Source organism: Paenibacillus aestuarii, assembly GCF_027789125.1.
GTDB classification, from domain to species: Bacteria; Bacillota; Bacilli; order Paenibacillales; family NBRC-103111; genus Paenibacillus_E; species Paenibacillus_E aestuarii.
In genome coordinates, this window is sequence record NZ_JAQFVF010000022.1 from 232,918 (window position 1) to 255,479 (window position 22,562).

General features: G+C 52.0%; 14 protein-coding genes, 1 rRNA gene and 1 riboswitch. Of the genes, 12 read left to right on the forward strand and 3 right to left on the reverse strand.

All coding sequences use genetic code 11. The features are described 5' to 3' along the window. Positions 1-39: 39 nt before the first annotated feature. The 3 genes from O9139_RS08490 to O9139_RS08500 form a co-directional block, all read right to left on the reverse strand. On the reverse strand, positions 40-4,590 hold the full coding sequence (locus O9139_RS08490; protein ID WP_270879020.1) for a glutamate synthase-related protein: 4,551 nt from the start codon (positions 4,588-4,590) through the stop codon (positions 40-42). A gap of 522 nt (positions 4,591-5,112) precedes the next feature. Next, on the reverse strand, positions 5,113-6,459 hold the full coding sequence (locus tag O9139_RS08495; protein ID WP_377525780.1) for a glutamate-1-semialdehyde 2,1-aminomutase: 1,347 nt from the start codon (positions 6,457-6,459) through the stop codon (positions 5,113-5,115). An 83-nt stretch (positions 6,460-6,542) separates the two neighbouring features. After that, positions 6,543-7,580, reverse strand: a complete 1,038-nt coding sequence (locus O9139_RS08500) for an LCP family protein (RefSeq protein ID WP_377525895.1) — start codon at positions 7,578-7,580, stop codon at positions 6,543-6,545. 244 nt (positions 7,581-7,824) lie between these two features. Here O9139_RS08500 and O9139_RS08505 point away from each other — a divergent pair, with 244 nt between their 5' ends. From O9139_RS08505 to O9139_RS08560, 12 genes are all read left to right on the forward strand, one after another. Further along, positions 7,825-8,880: an ABC transporter ATP-binding protein gene (locus O9139_RS08505; protein ID WP_270879022.1), complete on the forward strand. Its 1,056-nt coding sequence runs from the start codon at positions 7,825-7,827 to the stop codon at positions 8,878-8,880. Then, on the forward strand, positions 8,873-9,667 hold the full coding sequence (locus O9139_RS08510; RefSeq protein ID WP_270879023.1) for an ABC transporter permease: 795 nt from the start codon (positions 8,873-8,875) through the stop codon (positions 9,665-9,667). The genes O9139_RS08505 and O9139_RS08510 overlap by 8 nt, the downstream gene beginning before the upstream one ends. Positions 9,668-9,671: 4 nt before the next feature. After that, entirely contained in the window at positions 9,672-10,457 is a 786-nt protein-coding gene (locus tag O9139_RS08515) for an ABC transporter permease (protein WP_270879024.1), read from the forward strand. A 138-nt stretch (positions 10,458-10,595) separates the two neighbouring features. Further along, on the forward strand, positions 10,596-11,069 hold the full coding sequence (bcp, locus tag O9139_RS08520; protein ID WP_270879025.1) for a thioredoxin-dependent thiol peroxidase: 474 nt from the start codon (positions 10,596-10,598) through the stop codon (positions 11,067-11,069). 147 nt (positions 11,070-11,216) lie between these two features. Further along, on the forward strand, positions 11,217-12,461 hold the full coding sequence (locus O9139_RS08525; RefSeq protein ID WP_270879026.1) for an MFS transporter: 1,245 nt from the start codon (positions 11,217-11,219) through the stop codon (positions 12,459-12,461). A 136-nt stretch (positions 12,462-12,597) separates the two neighbouring features. Next, positions 12,598-14,034: a polysaccharide deacetylase family protein gene (locus tag O9139_RS08530; protein ID WP_270879027.1), complete on the forward strand. Its 1,437-nt coding sequence runs from the start codon at positions 12,598-12,600 to the stop codon at positions 14,032-14,034. 64 nt (positions 14,035-14,098) lie between these two features. Continuing rightward, positions 14,099-15,076, forward strand: coding sequence for an AAA family ATPase (locus tag O9139_RS08535; RefSeq protein ID WP_270879028.1), 978 nt, complete (start codon positions 14,099-14,101; stop codon positions 15,074-15,076). Positions 15,077-15,087: 11 nt separating this feature from the next. Further along, positions 15,088-16,302 (forward strand): DUF58 domain-containing protein, encoded by a 1,215-nt coding sequence (locus O9139_RS08540; RefSeq protein ID WP_270879029.1) that lies wholly within the window; start codon positions 15,088-15,090, stop codon positions 16,300-16,302. Then, on the forward strand, positions 16,289-18,625 hold the full coding sequence (locus tag O9139_RS08545) for a DUF4129 domain-containing transglutaminase family protein (RefSeq protein WP_270879030.1): 2,337 nt from the start codon (positions 16,289-16,291) through the stop codon (positions 18,623-18,625). Before O9139_RS08540 ends, O9139_RS08545 begins: the two co-directional genes overlap by 14 nt. 113 nt (positions 18,626-18,738) lie before the next feature. Then, complete coding sequence (gene guaA, locus O9139_RS08550) at positions 18,739-20,277, forward strand: glutamine-hydrolyzing GMP synthase (protein ID WP_270879031.1); 1,539 nt, start codon at positions 18,739-18,741, stop codon at positions 20,275-20,277. Between the two features lie 96 nt (positions 20,278-20,373). Continuing rightward, a riboswitch (purine riboswitch) is annotated at positions 20,374-20,474 on the forward strand. A 147-nt stretch (positions 20,475-20,621) separates the two neighbouring features. Next, the gene (locus O9139_RS08555; protein ID WP_270879032.1) at positions 20,622-22,019 is read left to right on the forward strand and encodes an NCS2 family permease; all 1,398 of its coding nucleotides are present in this window, start codon (positions 20,622-20,624) and stop codon (positions 22,017-22,019) included. A 343-nt stretch (positions 22,020-22,362) separates the two neighbouring features. Then, a 16S ribosomal RNA gene (locus tag O9139_RS08560) occupies positions 22,363-22,562 on the forward strand; the annotation flags it as partial.

Consider the following 22,562-nt stretch of genomic DNA (forward strand, 5'->3'; position numbering starts at 1 on the left):
AACGCCCGCCGGGGCGCCATGTAGAGGGTTTATTACGTTTTACTCCGTAGCTACGGATTGGTCAGCTTGCATATTGACCGGGGAAATACGGATAAAGTTAGCTTCGAGGTTGCTCAGCAAGCCATCGATTTTGGCTGCTGCTTCGTCTTGGCCGGAAGCGGCAAGCTCATCACGGTAAGCTGTGAGCAATTCGTTCAAATCTTTGGTGCTTTGTACGCCGATCGACTCGATTTTCACTTTAGCGCCTTTGGCAATACGACGCTCGATTGCGCTTTGATCCAAGCCCATTTCAGGAACGAGACGCTGGTAGATCACACCGCCTGTCATCCCTGCACAGATCCATGGACCTGGGTCACCCATAACGACGGCACGGCCGTTTGTCATGTACTCAAACGCAAAGCCTTTGAGGTTGGCGCGAGCCGCTAGTCCACCAAGTTCGTCTTGCAGCGGAGACGTGATTTCGCCGCCGAATACGACATCGGCACCGGAGAAACGGATACATGCGCGTGTATCTGCGCCGCCTTGAATCAAGAACAAGCCTTTTTGCGCTCCGTAACCGAAGGATTTACCTACGTTACCGTTGATCAGCGTGTTATTTTTGCTTGTCGATTTCAGGATAGCGACTTTACCACCGAACGCCATTTTACCCAGACCGTCTTCTGCACCGCCATGAACCGTGATATCGACGCCGCGGGCATTGAATGCCGCCAAGCCGTTACCAGGAACAGAACCGTCAACGAGGTTCAGAGCGAACTTAGGCAGGTTATCGTAACTGCCGTCGAAACGGTCTCTTACGCGATGGCTGGAGTAGCGTGTGCCAAGAATACGGGATTCGGCATCCACTTTGGACCAGTTGCGTACGATTGGAGCATCCATAGCCAAGGAATCCGGGAAGAATTCTTGACCCTCGGCACCGGCAGCGATCCGGATATCGGACGATACTGCTGCTTCTTCCATTGCTCTCTCTGCATCGGAAACGAATTGCAGTGGAGCAGGACGCAGAATATCGGACAAGTCGATGCGGTCGTGGTGGCTAATTTGCTCCAGCAAGTCAGAGCGGCCTACGAGATCTTGCAAGTTGCTGTAACCAAGGGAAGCGATGATTTCACGGACTTCTTCACCCATCGAGCCGAACAAACGAACCAAGCTGTCAACAGCGAGGTCGAATTGACGAGGCACGAAACGGCGAAGACCTTTTTCTTCCGCTTCTTCCATGGAGTCGATTTGCGTTGCGATACCTACGTGACAAGTATCCAAGTGGCAGCCGCGACAAGTCGTACAACCGATGGATTGCATCGCGATACTGCCGAAGCCTGCACGGTTGGCACCGAGCATGACCATTTTGACAACGTCAGCACCTGATTTCAATCCGCCATCCGACCACAGCTCAACGCGGTGGCGAAGACCGGCTTCAATCAAGGCAACGTGCGCCAATTTCGTTCCGATTTCTGTAGGAAGACCTACGTGTGTCAAAGAGTGAATACGGGCTGCGCCTGTACCGCCATCAAAGCCGGAAAGCGTAATAACGTCAGCGCCTGCTTTGGCCACACCGACCGCAATCGTTCCGATACCTGGAACAACCGGGATTTTTACGATAATTTTCGCTTTGCGTCCGCTAGCTTCTTTCAGCTCGCTAATGATTTGCGCCAAATCCTCGATCGAGTAAATGTCATGGTTATTCGAAGGAGAGATCAGGTCGGAACCGATCGTTGCGTTACGCGCTGCAGCGATTTTCGCCGTAACTTTGGAGCCTGGCAAGTGACCGCCTTCACCCGGTTTTGCACCTTGACCGATCTTGATCTCAAGGAAAGCTACCGCGTTGGCAAGTTCAACGTTGACACCAAAACGTCCGGAAGCGACTTGAGCGCCGCGCGTTTTCTTGTAACGGCCGAGCATATCTTTAATCTCTCCGCCCTCGCCGTTCATGGTAACCATGTTCAAGCGTTCGCCGGCTTCGGCGTAGGCGCGGAAAGCTGTTTCGTTCTGCGATCCGAAGGACATCGAAGAGATGAGCATCGGCAAGGAGTGACCGCCAATGGAAATGTCCACTTTGGACGGATCCAGTGGCTTGCGGCCTTCCGACATTGCTTTCTCGACATTGAAGCCTGCAATGTGGCGGATCGAAATCGGGTTCTTTTTCTCTTCTTCACGAAGCTTATCCTTGTACTCGCTGTAAGGAGCGGCTCCGGATGCAGCATCGCCTAACGCTTTCCACATGCGTTGGAAGAAGCGGAAGTTTTTCGCTGCTTTCGCTTTCGCGTTGGAGAAGTCTTGGTAACGAGCTTCAGCTTCAGCTTCCAGCTGGGCAAAGCCAGTTCCCGCTTTCTCACTGCCGAGATAGTTCACGATATCCAGCACTTCAGCGACTTCCGGATGGAAACCGATGGAGGAGAAGAAGCGTGTGTAACCGCGCAGCTCATGCGTACCGATCGTGGAGATGACTTTCTCCAAACCTTTGCTGAGTGCGGAGTAAACCTTGCGTGCTGCAACTGCGCTGCCGTCTTTGTCCGAAGCGGTTGCGAACAGCAGGTAAGGCGAGATGACATCGGCGCCCAGACCGCAAGCAACGGCGATATCGTGCAGGTTGCGGATTGCCCCGGAACGAAGCACCAGCGTAACGTGGCGGCGCAGGTTGTCGCCGAAGCCCAGCTTCTCTGCACGAAGCGCGATGTCGATTTTAGATACGGCCAGATGCGGCTCCAGCCACAGGCGGTCGTTCTGGTGCGCTTCTGCATCGTCAAGGACGAGCAGGGCTGCGCCGGCTTTCGCAGCGGCAACGGCTTGAGCAGCGATTTGCTCCAAACCTTCAGCCAGGGATGAGCCCCTTGCAAAAGTGGTGGAAAGCACGACTACACTGCCTTCGCCTTGAGCGCGGAACAGAGCCAGCAATTGCTCGTAAGAAGGCTGGGACAGATGCTCTTCGCTATCTACACCGTTCGTGCCTTCCAGCACAAGCGGTGCGAGCAGCTCCAAACGCAGCTTGCTGTCTACTTGGGCGTACACGGCTGGGCGAGTTCCTGCGACAACACGCGTGGAGAAGTGCTCCATTTCACGGTCGCGGTCAATCGCCGGGTTCGTGACCACCGCTACGCTTTCTTTAATAAAGTCAGGCACGTTCTGACGTTCCCAGGCAATGGCTGCATGAGGGGAGTCGTGGCCGAGGGAACGGATCGGTTCCGCACCGGTTTCGGACATCGTTTCGATATGTTGGATCCCTTCACGGTCCCAACCGAATGCGCTGTACAATTGGTCAGTCGGTACACTATTGGCATTCAGTTCAGCTTGAGCGTCAGTTTTGGCAGGTGTCAAATGCTTGCGCAGGCCGCTGAAGTTCAGACGTTTGCTGGCGCGCTCGTACACGAGGTTCTGCATTTCGTGATAAGGAATCACTTGTACATGCTCGCCCGGCGTCAAGACAACACCGACTTTCTCGCCTGGAGCGATCGGTTTCGGATCAGCCACCATGTCGCCGACCGTGATCACGCCTTGCTCGGACGAGAAATAGAGGGATGTATCGCTCTCAACCATCCATACCGGACGCAGACCCAAAGCATCCACGCTAAAAATACATTCGTTGCCATAACGGGATACGATACCCGCCGGACCTTGTGCATAGTGACCCCATGCTTGACGGAAATAAACGTATAAGTCCTGCAATTCCGGACGGAATTGTTTCATCTCATTAATAATTGGCGGGAATACAAGCTCCATCGCTTCGAACAAGCTAAGGCCAAAGCGGTGAATGAACGTTTCGATCGTACGGTTCATGTCCTGGGAGTCCGAACCTCCGCTGACGAGCGGTACGCCGACCATATCTGCTTCAATACGCAATTTCTTAACGGTGTTAATTTCCCCGTTGTGGCCGAGCAAAGAGAACGGCTGTACGCGGAAGAAGCTGGATAAGGTGTTCGTGGAATAACGGTTGTGACCCACAGTAACTTGGGAAGCGAACAACGGATCGCGAGTATCGTTAAAATATTTAGGCAAAATGCTTGCAGCGCCCAATACTTTGTAGGCAGCTGTTACGTTGCTCAGCGTTGCGACGTGAACGTTATATTTGTCCTCAATCGCGATGTGGAGTTCAAACAAATGATCGGCAACATTGCCCTCCGCGTTCTCGGAAAGGGCGGCGACTTGCCAGAAAGTAGGCTCATCATTCAAGCCGTTAGGTCCAAGCACGCTGCTATCAACTTGATTCTCTTGCTCAAGGATGATAGTCACGTTATGTCCGGCAAAAAGTTCGCGGATGCCAGTCTGGATTTCGGAGGGCGACAGGTCAAGTTTGCGCGGAACAAAGATATGGGCGACAGAAAAACGATTGTCATAGGCAAGCTTGCCGTCAAGACCTGCATCGGTTAACTTCTTTTCCCATAGAGCACGTGGAATATCTGTTAGAATTCCGCAGCCGTCGCCTTCACCGTTGATGAACCCGGAGCGATGTTCCATTTTTACAAGAGCGTCGATCGTCTTCTGGATGTTATCCCGGGAAGGGTAACCGTTCTTCTCAATAATACAAATAATTCCGCAGCTATCATGTTCAGTTCCTAGCAAATTTTGAAAACGGCCTTCATTTCGCATCAATTCATTCATTGCTCTAGGTCAGTCTCCTGACCGTCACCTCCAATACATAGTTAAACTCCTCTTGCATGAAGCTTTGCATTTTTGCATCTAACGTAGCCCGCAACACTAGCAAATTCGTGATGTGCCGGAAAATCGGCAAAACCGAAATATGCATCGAAATGCATAAAAATGCAATTTGGTTGAATAGCATGCCAATTTCAAATACAACCCTCCATAAGGGAGGGTGTTTTTCGATAATTCGCATTCACGTCAGGCACGACGCACAAAAAGGTAAACATTAGTTGGTAGTCATGCCCTAAATTCCTAGGAAAATCCGCTGAAAATTGGACTTTTCGCAAAAAGGGTAAAAGTATTCTTAGAATAGCATGAAAAAGGCCATCCGACAATAGTCGAGCCGATAATTCCAAAATGTAAGCGTTACCTTTTCTGTATACTGGTGAATAAAGCTAATTTTCGTACAAATTAAACAATGGTAAAAAACGAACGAACTATGTCCTTGGTGGGATCATAGTTCGTTTTTCGTGTTTTTACTTAAGCACGGCTCATGATTTTGAAAGACTGATCCGCCGCTTCCAGCGTGCGGGTTACGTCCTCTTCGGTGTGGGCGGTCGTTAAGAACCACGCCTCATATTTGGAAGGAGCGAGGTTGATGCCGCGTTCCAGCATCAGGCGGAAAAATTGGGCGAAGCGCTCGCCGTCCGTATCCTGCGCTTGGTCATAATTGGTAACCGGATGGTCGCAGAAGTGGGTCGAGAAGGCGCTGCCGATGCGGTTGACCGTCAGCGCAACGCCGTGGCGACGGGCTGACTCGGCGACGCCGTCAGCCAGCCGCCCACCAAGCTGCTCGAGCTTGGTGTAGACATCTGCCTGCTGCAGCACTTGCAGGCAAGCGATGCCGGCCGAGATGGAGGCGGGGTTACCCGCCATCGTGCCGGCCTGATACGCAGGTCCCAGCGGAGCGACCTGCTCCATGACTTCCTTGCGGCCGCCGTAGGCGCCGATCGGCAGTCCGCCGCCGATCACTTTGCCGAGGGCCGTAAGGTCCGGTTCGACGGCGGCGAAGCGCGCCGTCGCGTCGGCCTCACCCGCGAGCGGGAGGCCGCTGTAGGTTTGTGCCGCTCCGTAATGGAAGCGGAACGCAGTGATCACCTCGTCGTAGATGACGAGGGAACCGTTCTTGCGAGCAGCCGCGCAGAGCTGCTCCAGGTAGCCGGCATGGGGCATGACCATGCCGAAGTTGCCGACGATGGGCTCGATCATAACGGCCGCCACATCGTCACCCCAACGCGCAAGCGCGGCTTCCAGCGCCGGAATATCGTTGAACGGCACGGTGATGACCTCTTGCGCGATGCTGGCAGGTACGCCGGCGCTGTCCGGCGTACCGAGCGTGGACGGCCCGGAGCCTGCCGCCACCAGCACAAGATCGGAATGGCCGTGGTAGCAGCCGGCGAATTTGATGATCTTGGTGCGCCCGGTGTAGGCGCGCGCCACGCGGATCGTCGTCATCACGGCCTCAGTACCGGAGTTGACGAAACGCACTTTGTCCAACGATGGAATCGCGGACTTGAGCATTTTGGCGAACTCGATCTCGAGTTCGGTCGGGGTGCCGTACAGCGTGCCGTTCTGGGCAGCGCGGCAAATCGCTTCGGTCACGTGCGGATGCGCGTGGCCGGTAATAATCGGGCCGTAGGCGGCGAGGTAGTCGATGTAGCGGTTGCCGTCTTCGTCCCAGAAGTACGCGCCTTGCGCGCGCTTCATGAACACCGGCGCACCGCCGCCTACAGCTTTGAACGAGCGGGAGGGGCTGTTGACGCCGCCTACGATATGTTGCAGAGCTTCGTGGTACAGTTGTTCGGATCTTTTGCGTTCCATCATCATTCATTCCTTTATATAGGTAATAATTGCTATAAAAAACCTCTACCGGTAGGAGCTAGGGCTCCAGCCAAGTAGAGGCATTCCTCTTACTTCTTCGTCGTCTTCACGGCCGACTTCGGTGTCGGCGATGGCGACGGCTGGTTAGGTCCGGCGTCGGCCTCGGCCTTGCCGGCGAATAGATCCTGCACATATTTCTGCAGCTTGTTCTTATCGGCAGAGATGACGGCTGCGCCGCGGACATTTTTCTCGATCAGCAGGTCGGTTGGCGGCAGCTGCGAGGTGATGATGCCGTCGGCCTTGGCTTCGAAGCCAAGCGAGCCCAGCTTCAGCATGTCGGATACGCTGAGGTTGGTCTCAATATAAGGGTCCATGGCGTTCAAAATTCTCGGTAGCTTAATCAAAGATGAAGTCGTCTGCATCTTTTGCGCCACAGCGGTTATAAACTTGCGCTGCCGTTCTGTACGTGAGAAGTCGGACAAAGCATCGTGTCGGAAACGGACATATTGCAAAGCTGTGTTGCCATCGAGATGCTGCATGCCTTTTTTCAAATTAATATCATAGACATGATCGTCTTCGGCATCGCTGTACTTCATGTCTTTTTCCACGTCGATATCAATCCCGCCAACCGCATCGACGAGCGCGATAAAGCCCTTGAAATCGGTGTAAACGTAGTACTGCACCGGAATCCCCAAGAGATCGCTGACCGTCTTCATAGCTAGATTAGGACCGCCTAATGTGATGGCCGTATTAATGCGGTCATCGCCTTCGCCGGGAATTTTTACATAAGTATCTCTGAGAATGGAAAACAAGTACGCTTTTTTCGTGACGGGATCGACCGACGCCAGCATAATGCTATCTGAGCGGGGAAGCTCATTTTTCTTCATGCCCCGCGAATCTCCGCCAAGGAGCAAAATGTTGACGCGTTGTTTGCCCTCCCATTTCGGCGGGACATACTTGTCGCCTTTTTCTTTGACGGACTGGCTAATCATCGTCGTTGTACCGCCGCTAGCCTGCGGATTTTCCGATTTCTCCGAAATATGCTTAGCAAAACTGTAGAAAGAATAAGAGTAATATCCAGCCGCCACCATGAGCAGCAGGAGCACCAGGAGCAGGGTTCGTGTCAGAATTTTCAAAGCATCTGGCTCCTTTCGAAGAGAGAGTTGATCTGTACTTTTTTTTCTTACAGATTTCATGTATCATGAGTTTGGAGTTTCGAAGCTGCCATTGTTGTACAATCGGCTCGTATGAACCATATTATAGATGGTTGGAAACTTCTATAGCAAGTTATGACGAACCATGTAAGAACCTGTAGTCTGGAGTCAGATCCATCTTTATCGACTACCGAGTCTACGTAGGCAGGAGGATATTATGTTAGCAATTGATGTTCAACAGCTGCGCAAAGAGTTCCAAGTTCAGCAAAGCCGCGGCGGTTTAAAAGGCGCTTTCCAGGATTTATTCCGCCGCGAATATAAGCATGTTACCGCTGTGAAAGACATTAGCTTTCAAATTCCGAAAGGCGAAATTTGCGGCTACATCGGTGAGAACGGCGCCGGCAAGTCCACCACGATCAAAATGCTGACAGGCATCCTCGTCCCGACATCGGGTGAGATCAAGGTCAACGGCTATGTGCCGTTCAAGGAGCGGGAGAAGTTTGTCTCCGGCATCGGCGTCGTCTTCGGCCAGCGCAGCCAGCTCTGGTGGGATATCGGCGTCGTCGAATCGTTCCAATTATTGAAGAAAGTGTACCGGGTCTCCGAGGCCGATTACAAAAAGCGGCTCGACGAGCTCGTCGACCGGCTGCAGCTCTCCGATCTGCTGTCTCGTCCTGTGCGCAAGCTGAGCCTTGGCCAGCGGATGCGCTGTGAGCTTGCGGCTTCGCTCATACATAATCCGGCCATCCTTTTCTTGGACGAGCCGACGATTGGTCTGGACATTGTCGTAAAAACCGAGATCCGCGAATTTCTCAAGTCGCTGAATCAGCGCTATGAAACGACGATCCTGCTAACGACACATGATTTGCAAGATATTGAGGCATTGTGCTCACGTGTCATTATGCTCGATGACGGAAGAATTATTTATGATGGCGGTCTCGAAGAGTTAAAAGCCAAGTGGGGCAAGGGTAAAGAAGTTGTCCTGCAATTCGAGTATCCGGTCACACTGCCGAAGCTGCAAGAGCTGACCCAAGGCTTGGATGTTGCCTGGCAGTTGGAGAACGAGCTGTCCGCGAAGGTGTTCATTCCTTATGAGCGGGCCAACGTCTCCGAAGTGCTCAGCCGTGTCGTCGGGGTGCTGCAAATTCAGGACATCAAAATCAATGAAACGAACACAGATGACATCGTGCGTGAGATTTACAAATCCGGTTCTGCGGAAGTGAAGCAGACCGAGGACATCAAGCAGGATGAAGGAGTCTTCACTCATGCTTAGCGCTTACTTGGAAATTATCCGCATGCGGTTTCTTATGATGCTCGCTTACCGGGTTAACTATTACAGCGGCATTCTCATTTATGCACTTAATATTGGATCTTATTACTTCGTATATAAGGCAATTTACGGCGATCAGACGGTGATTGGCGGTCTGACGCTTGGCCAAATGACGACGTATGTGGCGATCTCTTGGATGGGCCGAGCGTTCTATTTCAATAACTTGGACCGAGAAATCGCAACCGAAATCCGTGATGGGAGTGTCGCGGTTCAGCTCATTCGCCCCTATAACTACGTCTATGTCAAAATGATGCAGGGCCTGGGCGAAGGGATATTTCGTCTTGTGCTGTTCACAACGCCAGGCATGATCTTCATCTGGCTGCTGCTGCCTATTGATTTGCCGACGGATCCGGGGCTCTGGGCGGTGTATCTGGTCATGTTATTTTTCAGCTTTCTTATCAATACCCAGCTCAACATCATTACCGGGCTGTTCGCGTTTTTTCTGGAAAATAACGAAGGGCTTATGCGCATGAAGCGCGTCGCCGTCGATTTGTTTTCCGGACTTATTATCCCGATTTCCTTTTTCCCAGGGTGGTCCAAAACCGTCATGGAATGGCTTCCGTTTCAAGCGATTACCTATTTGCCGAGCGCAGTCTTTACCGGGAAAATAACAGGCTCTGAAGTGTTCGGGAAGCTAGGCATTCAAGCGCTGTGGTTCTTCATCCTTATTATTCCGATGTATGTACTGTGGAGCCGCTCGAGAACACGCTTGTTTGTGCAGGGAGGTTGAAGCGATGTTTTATCTATCCCTCGTGATCGACTACTTGAAAAATTATATGAAGACACGCCTCACCTACCGATCCGACTTTTGGATTGAAGTGCTGTCTGATCTTTTATTCAATGGACTCAACTTGTTCTTCATCCTTATCGTCTTCCTGCAAACGCAATCCCTCGGCGGGTGGGATCAAGAGCAGATCTTGTTCATTTACGGTTATTTTATGATTCCGTATGGCTTGTTTATCACCTTTTTTAACTTATGGGGCTTCAGCGAGCGCTATATTGTCAAAGGGGAAATGGACCGTATCTTGACGCGTCCGGCCTATAATCTCTGGCAGCTGATGCTAGAGAATCTCGATCCAGCTTCTTTATTCAGCGCGCTGGCCGGGGCCGTCGTGATGATCTACTCGTGGGTGCGGCTTGGACTGCCGTTTCATTGGTATGACCCGTTCATGTTCATTCTCATGGTTGTCGGCTCCGTGCTGGTCTACGCAGGCGTCTATATCGCACTGACGTCGCTCGCGTTCTTCTCCGATGCGCCGACAGGCATTTTGCCGCTGATCTGGAATATTCAAAACTACGGTCGCTATCCAGTTACGATCTACAATAAGCTGCTGCGCGGCATTCTGACCTGGATTTTGCCGTTTGCTTTCGTCGGCTTTTATCCGGCGGCGTACTTCATCGATCCCGGTAATTGGAAATGGTTTGCGCTGCTGACGCCAGTGATGGGCGTGATTTTCAGTTTCGTCGGCATCAGTATCTGGAACTTTGGCGTTAGGCGCTACCGCGGCGCCGGCTCATAGACGGGCACAACCGCTGCTTTCACACCTTGTGGTGGGGAGCGGCGGTTTTCTTTTGGCGATAAATACCGCATAATGATGAAACGGCAAGCAACGTGTTCCAAAAATTTCATTTTAGGCCAGTTAGAGAGGGGAGCTATCATGATACTAGCGGCTGAAAGGCAAGCAGCGCCTGATTTCACCTTATTAGCGTCCAATGGGAAGAACGTTACTCTCCGCGAATACCGGGGGAAAAAGGTTGTTATCTATTTTTATCCCAAGGACAATACACCGACATGCACGCAGGAGTCTTGTGACTTCCGTGATTATAACGGGAAATTCGCCAAGTTAGGCGTAGAGGTGATCGGCATCAGTCCTGATGAATTAAAGGCGCATGATAAGTTCATTGCCAAGTACGAACTTCCGTTCCTATTATTGTCCGATCCGGATCATCAAGTGGCGGAGCAATACGGCGTATGGGCTTTAAAGAAGCTTTATGGCCGCGAATATATGGGCATTGTACGCAGTACCTTCTTAATCGATGAGGAAGGCCGAATCGCCCAGGTTTGGAGCAAAGTCAAAGTGAAGAACCATGTGCAGTCCGTTTTGGAAGCGGTCGTGGCGATGGGGGAATAAGGTCGTAAACCGCGAATACATCCAAAGTCGTACGACCATCTTCGTAGTCGAAAACTTTCCATTTACTGACGAGCAGCGATCCTTTTTATGGTAAAGTAAGTGCATACAATAACGCTTCGGCGTTGAAGAACGAAAGGGATGCTTGCGATGTGGACGATGCTGAAAGACAGCAGAATGCTATTTTTGATCATAGCCAATATTTTATCTTCAATCGGATCAGGCGTAACGATGATCGGCGTGCCGTGGATGCTCGTCAATCGCGCCGGCGGCGACCAAATCTACGGCTATGCAACGCTGGTTTCGACGATTGTCCTCTTTTTGCTGTCGCCGCAAATCGGCGTCTATATCGAGCGCATTTCCCGCAAAAAATTGCTTCTCCTAAGCGAAGTTGTCGGCGGGGCGATTACGCTGGCGTTTGCCGCATGGGGCTTGCTTGCGGGTCATTTCGCAACGTGGCAACTAATTATCGTGTATTTTAGCGGCTCATTGTATTACAATGTGCACTTTCCGACGCAGTTTGCCTTTACACAGGAAATTTTCACCAAAGACCAATACAAAACCTTAAACTCCATCCTCGAAGTGCAAAATCAATCTACCTCCATGATCGCCGGCGGTTTGGCAAGCTTGCTGGTCGATCATATTGATTTCGCCTGGATTTTGTTCGCTGACGCGATGACGTACTTCATCGGCTTCGGTCTGTTCCTCTTCATTCCGTATCAGGCAAGCCAAGCGGTTACTGTGACCCGGAGCGGCTCCATGTGGTCCAATATTGCGGAGGGCTACCGATATTTGAAGACGAAGCCGCTATTTGTGCTCTTTTTTATCGGCGCTCTGATGCCTTTCTTGTGTGTGATGGCCGGCAACTATTTGTTCCCCGTTTACATCACAAGCGTTCTCCACGGGGGAGCGAGTGTCATGGGCTCAGCGGATATGATATTTGCCATTGGCGCGGTTATTGCCGGCTTGACGATTCCATGGCTGATGCAGCGCATAGGCAGTTATGCAACGACGATCACGGCCTTTGTCATGTTCAGCATATCGATTGCACTTTTTTACACGTTTCCGCTTATTGGTATTTATCTCGGCTTCAAGTCGCTGAACGGGTGGGGTAATGCCGGGAGCCGAATTGCGCGAAATACCATTTTAATGGAAATGGTGCCAAACCATTTGATTGGACGCGTCAACAGCTTCTTCAATACGGTGGGCATGGGCTTGCGTGTCGTGCTGATCGGAGCTTGCACGCAGATCGTCGCCCATCAAGGTGCCAGAGCGGCGCTTTTGATGCTTGGAGGAATGCTGCTTCTCAGCTTTATCGGTGTGCTCAGCAGCAGAAGACTATTTGCCAAAACAGCCGCTTCCCCGGCACATTCAGCCGTATCGCAGGAAGCTTAGGCTGGTTTAAAAACTGAAAGTGAAAGCTATCCTCTTTGTGAGGATAGCTTTTTTATTTCAGACATACTCTAACGCGTTCTCCCATATACTCTATCAGCTAGGTAAAATGATAGAACAAAGCGGAGGGATTATCGGCATGCGCGCTCATCCACAACCATCAAACTACAAGATGCGGAAACGAATTCAACTGTTCATGGCGGTACTTTTGGCAGCTTATGTATGGCTTGCATCGATGCCCGTAGAGGCATTTGCTAATGAAAGCAACCCCGCGCAGGAGGATCAAGCGATCTATCAACTATTAAAATCCGGTAAACGTCCCCCGCAAGAGAAAAGCTATCAAACGCCGGAACAACCTACCGTTTACTTAACGTTCGATGACGGTCCGTCCAAGCTGACGCCGCAAGTGCTGGATATTTTGCAAAAAGAAGGCATCCACGCTACATTCTTTGCCTTAGGCGAAGAGGCGAAAGCGCGCCCGGATCTGATTAAGCGAATCATCGCAGAAGGTCATACCCTCGGCAATCATACTTATAACCATGTATACAATGAGCTGTACAGCGACTTTCAAGTGTTCTGGAAACAAATTCAAGAGAGTGAAACGATCTTCGATCAAATCGCCGGCGTCAGGCCGCAGCTCGTCCGCGCGCCAGGCGGTACATATACTAACTTTGACGCGTACTACTTCTATTTGCTGGAGCAGGCCGGATATACCATCGTCGACTGGAACGTAGACAGTGGAGATTCCACAAGAGCGAACGTGCCAGTCAAAGAGATTATCCATACGGTCAAAAGCTCTCCGCTGGAGCACGAAATCACGCTGCTTTTGCACGATGGAGCGGGTCACGAATCATCAGTGGAAGCGCTCCCGCAAATCATTCAATATTATAAAGATTTAGGTTATGCGTTTGCCCCGTTAACTTCAGAGGTCAAGCCGAAGCAGTTCTCGGTCGGCAAGCCGAAATGGTCGAGAAAGATGAGCTTAACGCACTTCGAGGATTTGCTGCAGGAAACGAAGCAGTACGCGCTAGCGCATGGGCAGCCATCCCCGGAGTCCGATAAAGCAGCTAACCAACTCGTCAATCAGACACAAGTCGCTCAAGCGGAGTCCGCACAGACGCTCCCTCCAGCTCCAAGTTTGCCGCTGCAGGTCAATGTCGGTGGAGGCAGGGGCTTTACCTTGGAGCCCACTCAGTACCAGCTGCAAAGCAGCCGGATCGAGCTGTCGCTGCGCTTCCTCGTGGAGAAAATGGGCGGCTATATAAGCTGGATGGAACCTGTCAAAACTGCCATTGCGCACTATGGCGTGTATGACGTGGAATACGATTTGCCGAAGCGAAGCATTCGGTTGTTTAACCTGGGCAAGCGAGTGGCCAGTTACTCCATGGCTGATATGCAAATGAGAGAGGGTTCTATCATCGTACCCTTGCGAAAAACGATAGATCTGCTAGGCGGGCGCGTCACCGATGCCGTCATGGAAACGGATAAACGGGAAGTCACACTGGCCTGGCACCACCTGTTTATGCTTAATGAGACGCCAATTCTTCTGAAAAACTCTCTATTTGCACTGAAGTAATGTCTAAAAGAGTAGAAGGCTGGAAAAGCTAGAAGCATACCTTGTTGAAGGGGGCTTCTTGCCTATGCAATCGAAAACTCGCGCTTTCGATCAGCCGCAGCCTCTCGTAGAACGGATGATCATGAACGTTGAGAAAGTTATTGTTGGAAAAAGAGACACGATAGAGAAAGCTTTCATAGCCATGTTGAGCGGTGGCCATCTCTTGCTGGAAGACGTGCCAGGCGTAGGTAAAACGATGCTGGTGCGCGCGCTTGCAAGAACGATAGGCTGCGAGTTTAAGAGAATTCAGTGCACACCGGATTTATTGCCGACAGATGTGACGGGCGTATCGGTTTACAACGCCAAGAGCGGCGAGTTTGAATTCCGGCCGGGTCCGCTGATGACCCCGATCGTGCTGGCGGACGAATGCAACCGGACATCGCCGAAGACACAGGCAGCCTTCCTGGAGGCCATGGAAGAGAAGCGGGTTACAGTGGACGGTGTCAGCTATGAGCTGCCGAAGCCGTTCTTGCTGCTGGCGACGCAAAACCCGGTCGACTATGAAGGCACATACCTGCTGCCAGAGGCGCAGATGGATCGCTTCCTGATGAAGCTGACGCTCGGTTATCCGACACCGGAACAGGAAGTGCAGATGCTTGACCGCTTGCAGGACAGGCAGCCTTTGGAGCATTTAAAGCCGGTCATTGTACAAGATGAGTTCGTTCAGTTGCAAAAAGAAGCGTCGCTTGTACATGTCGACGAAACGTTAAAAGAATTCATTGTGCGCGTTGCTCTGGCGACAAGGGAGCATCCGGATCTGTACTTGGGCGTAAGCCCCCGGGGATCCTTTGCGCTCCTGCGCGCTGCACAATCCGCCGCCTACATCAGAGGCAGAAGCTTTGTCGTGCCAGATGATATCAAACAGCTCTTCGTCCCGGTATGGTCGCATCGCCTTATACTGACATCGGAAGCGAAGGTGTTGGGGAAATCAGCTGAAGTGCTGTTGAACGGCTTGTTGGCGTCGATTCAAACCCCTGTTCTTCGCTATGCGTCATCGAAATAGGGGGGCAGGCGATGAAAAGCTGGGGAAAATTGTTGCTATTAGCCGCAGGATGTTTACTAGCCGCAGGTTTGACCTATACGCAGGGGGGATTTGCCTCCTGGTTGCTTCTGGTTATCTCTTCCATTATTCTCGTGCAAGCGCTGCTTCTGCATGCATTTGCTTTGCAGGGGCTGCAAGTAATCCGCTCGCTGCCGCAAGCAGTGTCCATGAGCGGCGAAGTGATGGCGGTATCGCTGCAAATTTCACATCGCTCCATGCTGCCCTTGCCTTGGCTCGTGCTGCGGGAAACCTGGCTGCATGAAGGAAGCGGTGCGAAGCTGACGTATCGCAAGCTGCTGTTTCCATGGTTCCGCACTTCGTTTACACTGCACTACCAGATCACGGGCCTCATGCGAGGTGTTTACCGTTTTGCAGAGTGGGAAGCGGTTAGCGGGGATTTATTCGGCTTTGCGGTGCGCAAAGTGCGCGGTCTGGATGAACGGCATTTTGTCGTGTACCCGAAGCCTGATGCGCTGAACCGCCCGGTTCTGACGCTGCCTGCCACGAACAGCGACCGTCCGTCTGCAGGCTCGCCTTGGCTGGCGACACCGAACGTTGCCGGCGTCAGGGAATACGTCAGCGGTGACCCTTACCACCGCATCCATTGGAAATCCACAGCCAAGCTAAGTCGGCTGATGTCCAAAGATCTCGAGCAGGCTACCGCTGCTAAGCGGATGCTGCTGCTCGATACGACGCCCGCGGTGCACCCAGCTGAAGCGGCCCGGCCGCTGCTGGAGAAGGGCGTCGCCCTGGCGGCCGGCTTCTTCGCCGCAGCCGCCAGCGGGCAAGAGAGCTGCGGCTTCGCCTGCAGCTCTGCCGTAAGGCGAATCGCGCCGACGATTCGCCCGGACCTGACGCTCGCGTACGAAGTGCTCGCGAGCGTGGGGGGCAAGGCCCCCCATGCCTTTCCTGACCTCGTCAGGAAAGAGGCGGGGGCCTTGCCCCCGGATGCGTCGATGCTGTGCATTACATCGACGCTTGAACCGGGCCTGCTGCGCGCGCTTGGTGAAGCGCGCAGCAGGCGCAAAGGCGTGCACGTGGTCTATGTGCACGCGCGGCCTTCGCTCTCGGTCGCGGACCGAGAGCTTGCGCAGCAGCTGCAGGCCTTAGGCTGCAGCTTCACGGAAGTGCCGCATCCGCAGGAACGGTGGCCGAAGCAAGGGGGTGTCGCGGATGCAACCGCTTGAACCCCGCGGCGCGAAGGCAGTCGCGCCTTATGATTCGGCAGCACCCGTATTTGCGCCGGCCCGGTTTAACACCAGCGACACGTTCCCGGCGGTTCGCGTCGGGGATTCGCTGCTGCGCGATGTGCTGATCTCGCTGCTGTTGTTTTTATTGCTGGCGGAGTGGCTTCGCCCCCTGCCGGATTTGGCCGACGTGTCGGAAATTTATCAAATTCAGCCGTTTTTGGTGCTGTTCGGGCTTTGTATAGCGATAGATTGTTTCCGTGTCCCTTACGCCTGGAGCTGGGTCGCCAAAGGCGCCCTGAACCTGCTCTTTATCGGTTTCATGTTCGATCGCGACGGCTTCCTGGACGGCGGCTGGCTGGTCGATTTCGGCGGGAAGCTTGCCATGGATATCCGGCATTTGACGGAGATGCATTTGGATCTCATTAGTGCGGAGACACGCACGCTGCTCTTTATATTCGGCTGGACATTGCTCATATCCGTGATTCAGGCATTGATGCTGCAAAGACAGCACAGCCTCCTTTTTGTCGGGGCTACGCTCCTCTATTTGGTCGGGCTGCAGCTCTTTCTTGGAGCGGATACTGTACAGGGCATTTTTCGCACGTTGGGCTACGGCTTGCTGCTGCTCGCGCTGCTGAATCTCTCACGGATCCGTCAAACCTATGGCATTGCAACGCTCCGTGCAAAAGGGGCTTTGATCTGGCTGGCTGTCAGCTTAGCCATTGTCATTGCTTTGGCCTGCGCCGGTTGGTATGCGGCGGATATGGCCAAGCCTCTGGCACTGATGAAGCCCGTAACATGGGAACGTCTCTCAGACCGGCTGTTGACGCTTTATAACGAGGATGCCGGCTTAAGCACGGCGGTTGCAAAGTCAGGCTACGGCAACGACGATTCGGTTCTAGGCGGACCGCTTCAGCCGGATAGCGGAACCGTCTTTACGGCCAAGACGACGGAAGTGACCTATTGGCGCGGAGAATCCAAAAGCTTCTATGACGGCAAAGGCTGGCAGCTAGACGAACCGGCCTCAGAGCCTTTCGTTTCGAGCGCTCCCGCGCTGTCGTCGGCGTCGTTTTCCGCGGATCCGCTTGTCGTGCAAGAGGTGCTTTGGAGCGCTGGGACGCCCGGTAAACAGCTTTTTTACGGCGGGGATGTGCAGCGCATTGACGGGCTGCTGAGCAGCCAAGGTGAACCTTTGTCTCCTGACATCGTCACGCAGAACCGAGTGAGCGGACGAATGGCGCTGCCGGACATCAGCAGTCCGCTGTCTTACTACAAAATCACGGTAAAACCCGTGCATCCCGATCCAGCGGTCCTTAGCGCGGATACAGGCGCGTATCCTGCGGATGTAACTGCGGTGTACCTTCAGCTGCCGGATAGCTTGCCGCGCACAATTCGGACTCTTGCCGAACAAGTGACGGCAGGTGCAGCAACGCCTTATGCCAAAGCTGTCGCTATTGAGCAGTATTTGCGCAGCAACTATACTTACAGCTTGGATAAGCCGACTAAACCGAGCCGCAATGAAGACTTTGTGAGCCACTTTCTGTTTGTGGATCAGACCGGCTATTGCGACCATTTCTCGACGGCTATGGCTGTCATGCTGCGCTCAGTCGGCGTGCCCGCACGCTGGGTCAAAGGTTTCGCGCCTGGCGACCTCGTAGATACTGAGGACGGGATGAAAGCGATAACCGTGCGCAATCAAGACGCACACTCGTGGGTAGAAGTGTACTTTGCGAATGAGGGTTGGGTGCCTTTCGAGCCCACACCTGGCTTCACGGGCACCGGCGGCGATCACACGCGAGCGGCCGTCACGATTTCTCCCGAAGAGAGACCGACGATGACAGCCTCTTTATTGACCACCCCGACCGTCAAAAATATATCTGACAGCTCCCTGGAATGGCTGCAAAACTTCACGGATAAAGCCATCCAATTTGTGGGAATGTATAGAGGATATTTGCTGGCTAGCTTTGTTTTATTCATTACTGTGCTCGGTGTATATTTGGCGCTGCGGCGAAAAGGGCTTCTAACCAGGCTGCCGCTGCTGTACTCAGCTGGGCAAGCCCGCGCTGGCGCATCTCAGCCTGTCGTCCGGTTCATGGATCGCTTGTGGCTGCAGCTGTTCCGTAAGTACGGCGCGATTTCCGCACATCAAACTTTGCGGGAATATGTATCTGCACTGCGCTTGGATCATGCCTCCCAGCAGCAAGCTTTGCATGAATTCGCTTTGATGTACGAAGCTGTTCGCTACGATGTGGCGGGACGGCCCGCTTACTCCAAGCGCGAAATTGCCGCCGTGTGGAATGCTATTCAAAAAACGTCGAGTTGAACTCAGCCCTTTACATCCTAGGCAGGTAATGTTTAAAATTAGTAGCTATATATAGTGATCTGCAGACAAGGGTTCTTGATCTGCAAATTGCTATGAAACTAGGAGGTCGGGTAATGAGTAAACCAAGTGAAATTATCGTAGTTCTGGATTTTGGCGGCCAATACAATCAATTAATCGCCAGACGGATTCGTGATCTGGGTGTATACAGTGAATTAATGCCGTTTAATACTAGCGTGGATAAAATTAAGGCGCTAAACCCGAAAGGGATCGTTTTCTCCGGCGGACCGGCTAGTGTTTACGGGGAAGGCGCTCCTTCCGTTGATCCGGCGATTTATGATTTGGGCCTCCCGATTCTAGGGATTTGCTACGGTATGCAATTGATCGCGCATCAATTGAGCGGTAAAGTCGAGCGTGCGCATACACGCGAGTATGGTAAAGCCGAACTGGAATTTACGAACGAAAGCCCCTTGGTACGTGGATTGGATGCCAAGCAAGTCGTTTGGATGAGCCATGGTGACCATGTTTCCGTTTTGCCGGAAGGCTTCGTGTTGGAAGCCAGCACGGAATCGCTGCCGATTGCGGCGATGAGCCACCGCGAGAAGAACATTCACGCTGTCCAATTCCATCCGGAAGTGCGTCACTCCGTTCAAGGCAACGAAATGATCCACAACTTCGTATACGATGTGTGCGGCTGCAGCGGCGACTGGACGATGGAATCTTTCATCGAAGATACGATCAAAGAAATCCGCGAGCAAGTCGGCAACGAGAAAGTGCTCTGCGCGCTTAGCGGCGGCGTGGATTCTTCCGTTGTTGCGATTTTGCTGCATAAAGCAATCGGCGATCAATTGACTTGCATGTTCATCGACCACGGTTTGCTGCGCAAAGACGAAGCAGAGAGCGTCATGGAGACGTTCGTGGGCAAATTTGAGATGAAAGTGGTCAAAATCGACGCGAAAGACCGTTTCCTCGGCAAGCTTGCCGGTGTGGACGATCCGGAGCAAAAACGAAAAATCATCGGCAACGAGTTCATCCGTGTGTTCGAAGAAGAGTCCGGTAAATTCGATGATTTCGCATTTTTGGCGCAAGGCACGCTGTACACCGATATCGTTGAGAGCGGCACGGCTACAGCGCATACGATCAAATCGCATCATAACGTAGGCGGTCTGCCTGAAGATATGAAATTCAAGCTCGTTGAGCCACTGAAAGCATTGTTCAAGGACGAAGTGCGTAAAGTGGGCGAGGAGTGCGGCCTTCCTGCGGCGATTGTCTGGAGACAGCCGTTCCCAGGTCCTGGTCTGGCTATTCGCGTACTGGGTGAAGTCACGGAAGATAAACTGCACATCGTGCGTGAGTCCGATGCCATTCTGCGTGAAGAGATCGCCAAAGCGGGTCTCGACCGAGACATCTGGCAGTATTTCACGGCGCTTCCTGGCATGAAAAGCGTTGGGGTTATGGGCGACGCCAGAACATACTCCTACACTGTCGGCATCCGGGCTGTAACGTCCATCGACGGCATGACAGCGGACTGGGCGCGTATCCCTTGGGACGTGCTGGAGAAAATCTCTGTCCGTATCGTTAACGAGGTTGAGAACGTCAACCGGATCGTGTACGACGTGACTTCCAAACCGCCTGCTACCATCGAGTGGGAATAGAGGTAAGCTTTATATTAAAACCGAACGTTGTGGGAAATTATTCCCCATTAATGTTCGGTTTTTCTGTTGACATAATCGCAAAACCCTACTAAAATGTGTTTTGGATAACAGTTTTTTCGTATAATCTCGGGAATTGGCCTGAGAGTTTCTACGAGATCACCGCAAATGATCTGGCTACGAAAAAAAGGAACGGATCCGTATGAGATTTGTGCTTTGCACTTGTATTTTTGCATGGGCAAGGAGTCGATTCTCATGGATTAGGCTCCTTTTTCGTACCCGGAATCATGCATCGCTGATTCCGGGTTTTTTGCTGTTCCCACACAATATCTAGGAGGAATAGGTAGATGGATCAGTTTTTTAAATTGAAACAAAACGGCACAAGCGTAAGAACAGAAATCATGGCAGGTCTAACTACCTTCATGACAATGGCTTACATTCTGGCTGTTAACCCTGATGTGCTCAGTGCGTTTAAATCAGGTGCAACTGGTGGGGACTGGACGGCTATTTTCTTGGCTACAGCGATCGCTGCGGGCGTAATCACGATTCTGATGGGGCTGTTCGTTAACTTCCCGGTAGCTATGGCGCCAGGGATGGGCTTGAATGCTTACTTTGCAACTATCATTCTTTCATCACAAGGCAAATTTACATTCTCCATGGCTTTGACAGCTGTGTTTATTTCAGGGATTATCTTTATCATTTTAACTGTGACGAAAGTTCGGCAAATGCTGCTCGTAGCTGTTCCAGATAGTTTGAAGCATGCGATCACAGTAGGTATCGGTTTATTTATCGCGATGATCGGTTTCAAAAACAGCGGCATTCTAACTGTTGCCGTTGAATCTGGTAACGACATTCCAGCGCACAAGTACACGGATGTTCTTTCTTTTGAAACAGTCTTCCACATGGGTTCCTTACAAGATAAAAGCGTTGTTTTAACGATTATCGGTGTGCTGCTTATTTCTGTATTCATGGTGCTTCGCCTTCGCGGCGCGATTCTGCTGGGTATCCTGGCAACTACTGTCATCGGTTACTTCATGGGACTGGTTAACCTGGGTTCCTTGACAAACCCGGAAACAACATGGGTTCCGGATATGTCCAAACTTGCTTTCGCTAACTTCGACTTCGCAGGTATCATGAACACAGGCATTATCTCGGTAATTGCTACATTTACTTTCGTTGAGCTTTTCGATACGTTCGGTACAATGGTTGGTACAGCTACTCGCGCTGGTATTATGAAAAATAAAGAAGAAGGCAACAAACGCGTCGGTAAAGCGATGCTGGTTGATGCCATTGGCGTCAGCGGTGGTGCTCTGGTTGGTACAAGTACGGTAACAGCTTTCGTAGAAAGCGCAGCTGGTGTGGCTGAAGGCGGCCGTACAGGCTTAACGGCTGTTACAACAGGCGTATGCTTCTTGCTCGCTTTGTTCCTTGCTCCAATCGCGATGTTGATCCCAGGCTCGGCAACTGCTGCCGCTCTTATCGTAGTCGGTGTGCTTATGGTTCAATCCATTAAAGAAATCGACTTCCAAGATTTCGTATTGGCTATCCCGGCGTTCCTGACAATTGTATTGATGCCTTTCACTTATAACATTGCAAACGGTATTTCCTTCGGTATCGTAGCTTATGTCGTACTGGCAACTGCGGCTAACTTCCGCAGCAAAGACAAATACCCGATCCACTGGCTCATGTGGGTGCTGGCTGTACTCGTTCTGGCTCGTTACATTTTAATAGGAAGTCAAGGGTAACAATTGAAGACTCTGGCGCTGTTGCGCCGGGGTCTTTTTTTATTGCTAGCACATTCCATATTTTACAAGGGAGTAAAATGTTGCATTTTGTTTTGCGGTTTGGTATATTACTTCTTGTCGCTTCTGAAGCCCGATTGAGAAAAAAGAATTTCAAAAAAAGTTCTTGCAATCGAGTAGGCGGATGTGATATCTTAATCAGGTCGCTTTTGAAGGCGGCTCGGTTATGAAAGTAATTGTTCTTTGAAAACTGAACAACGAGTGAGAAGCAAGTCGAGCAATCGACTCTAAACTTTAAAGAGATTAACAATCTCGTCAGCTTTAAATGAGCTATTCAGATTCATCCTTTTTGGAGAGTTTGATCCTGGCTCAGGACGAACGCTGGCGGCGTGCCTAATACATGCAAGTCGAGCGGTCCCTTCGGGGATAGCGGCGGACGGGTGAGTAACACGTAGGCAACCTGCCTGTAAGACTGGGATAACTATCGGAAACGATAGCTAAGACCGGATAGCTGGTTTTCTCGCATGAGAGAATCATGAAACACGG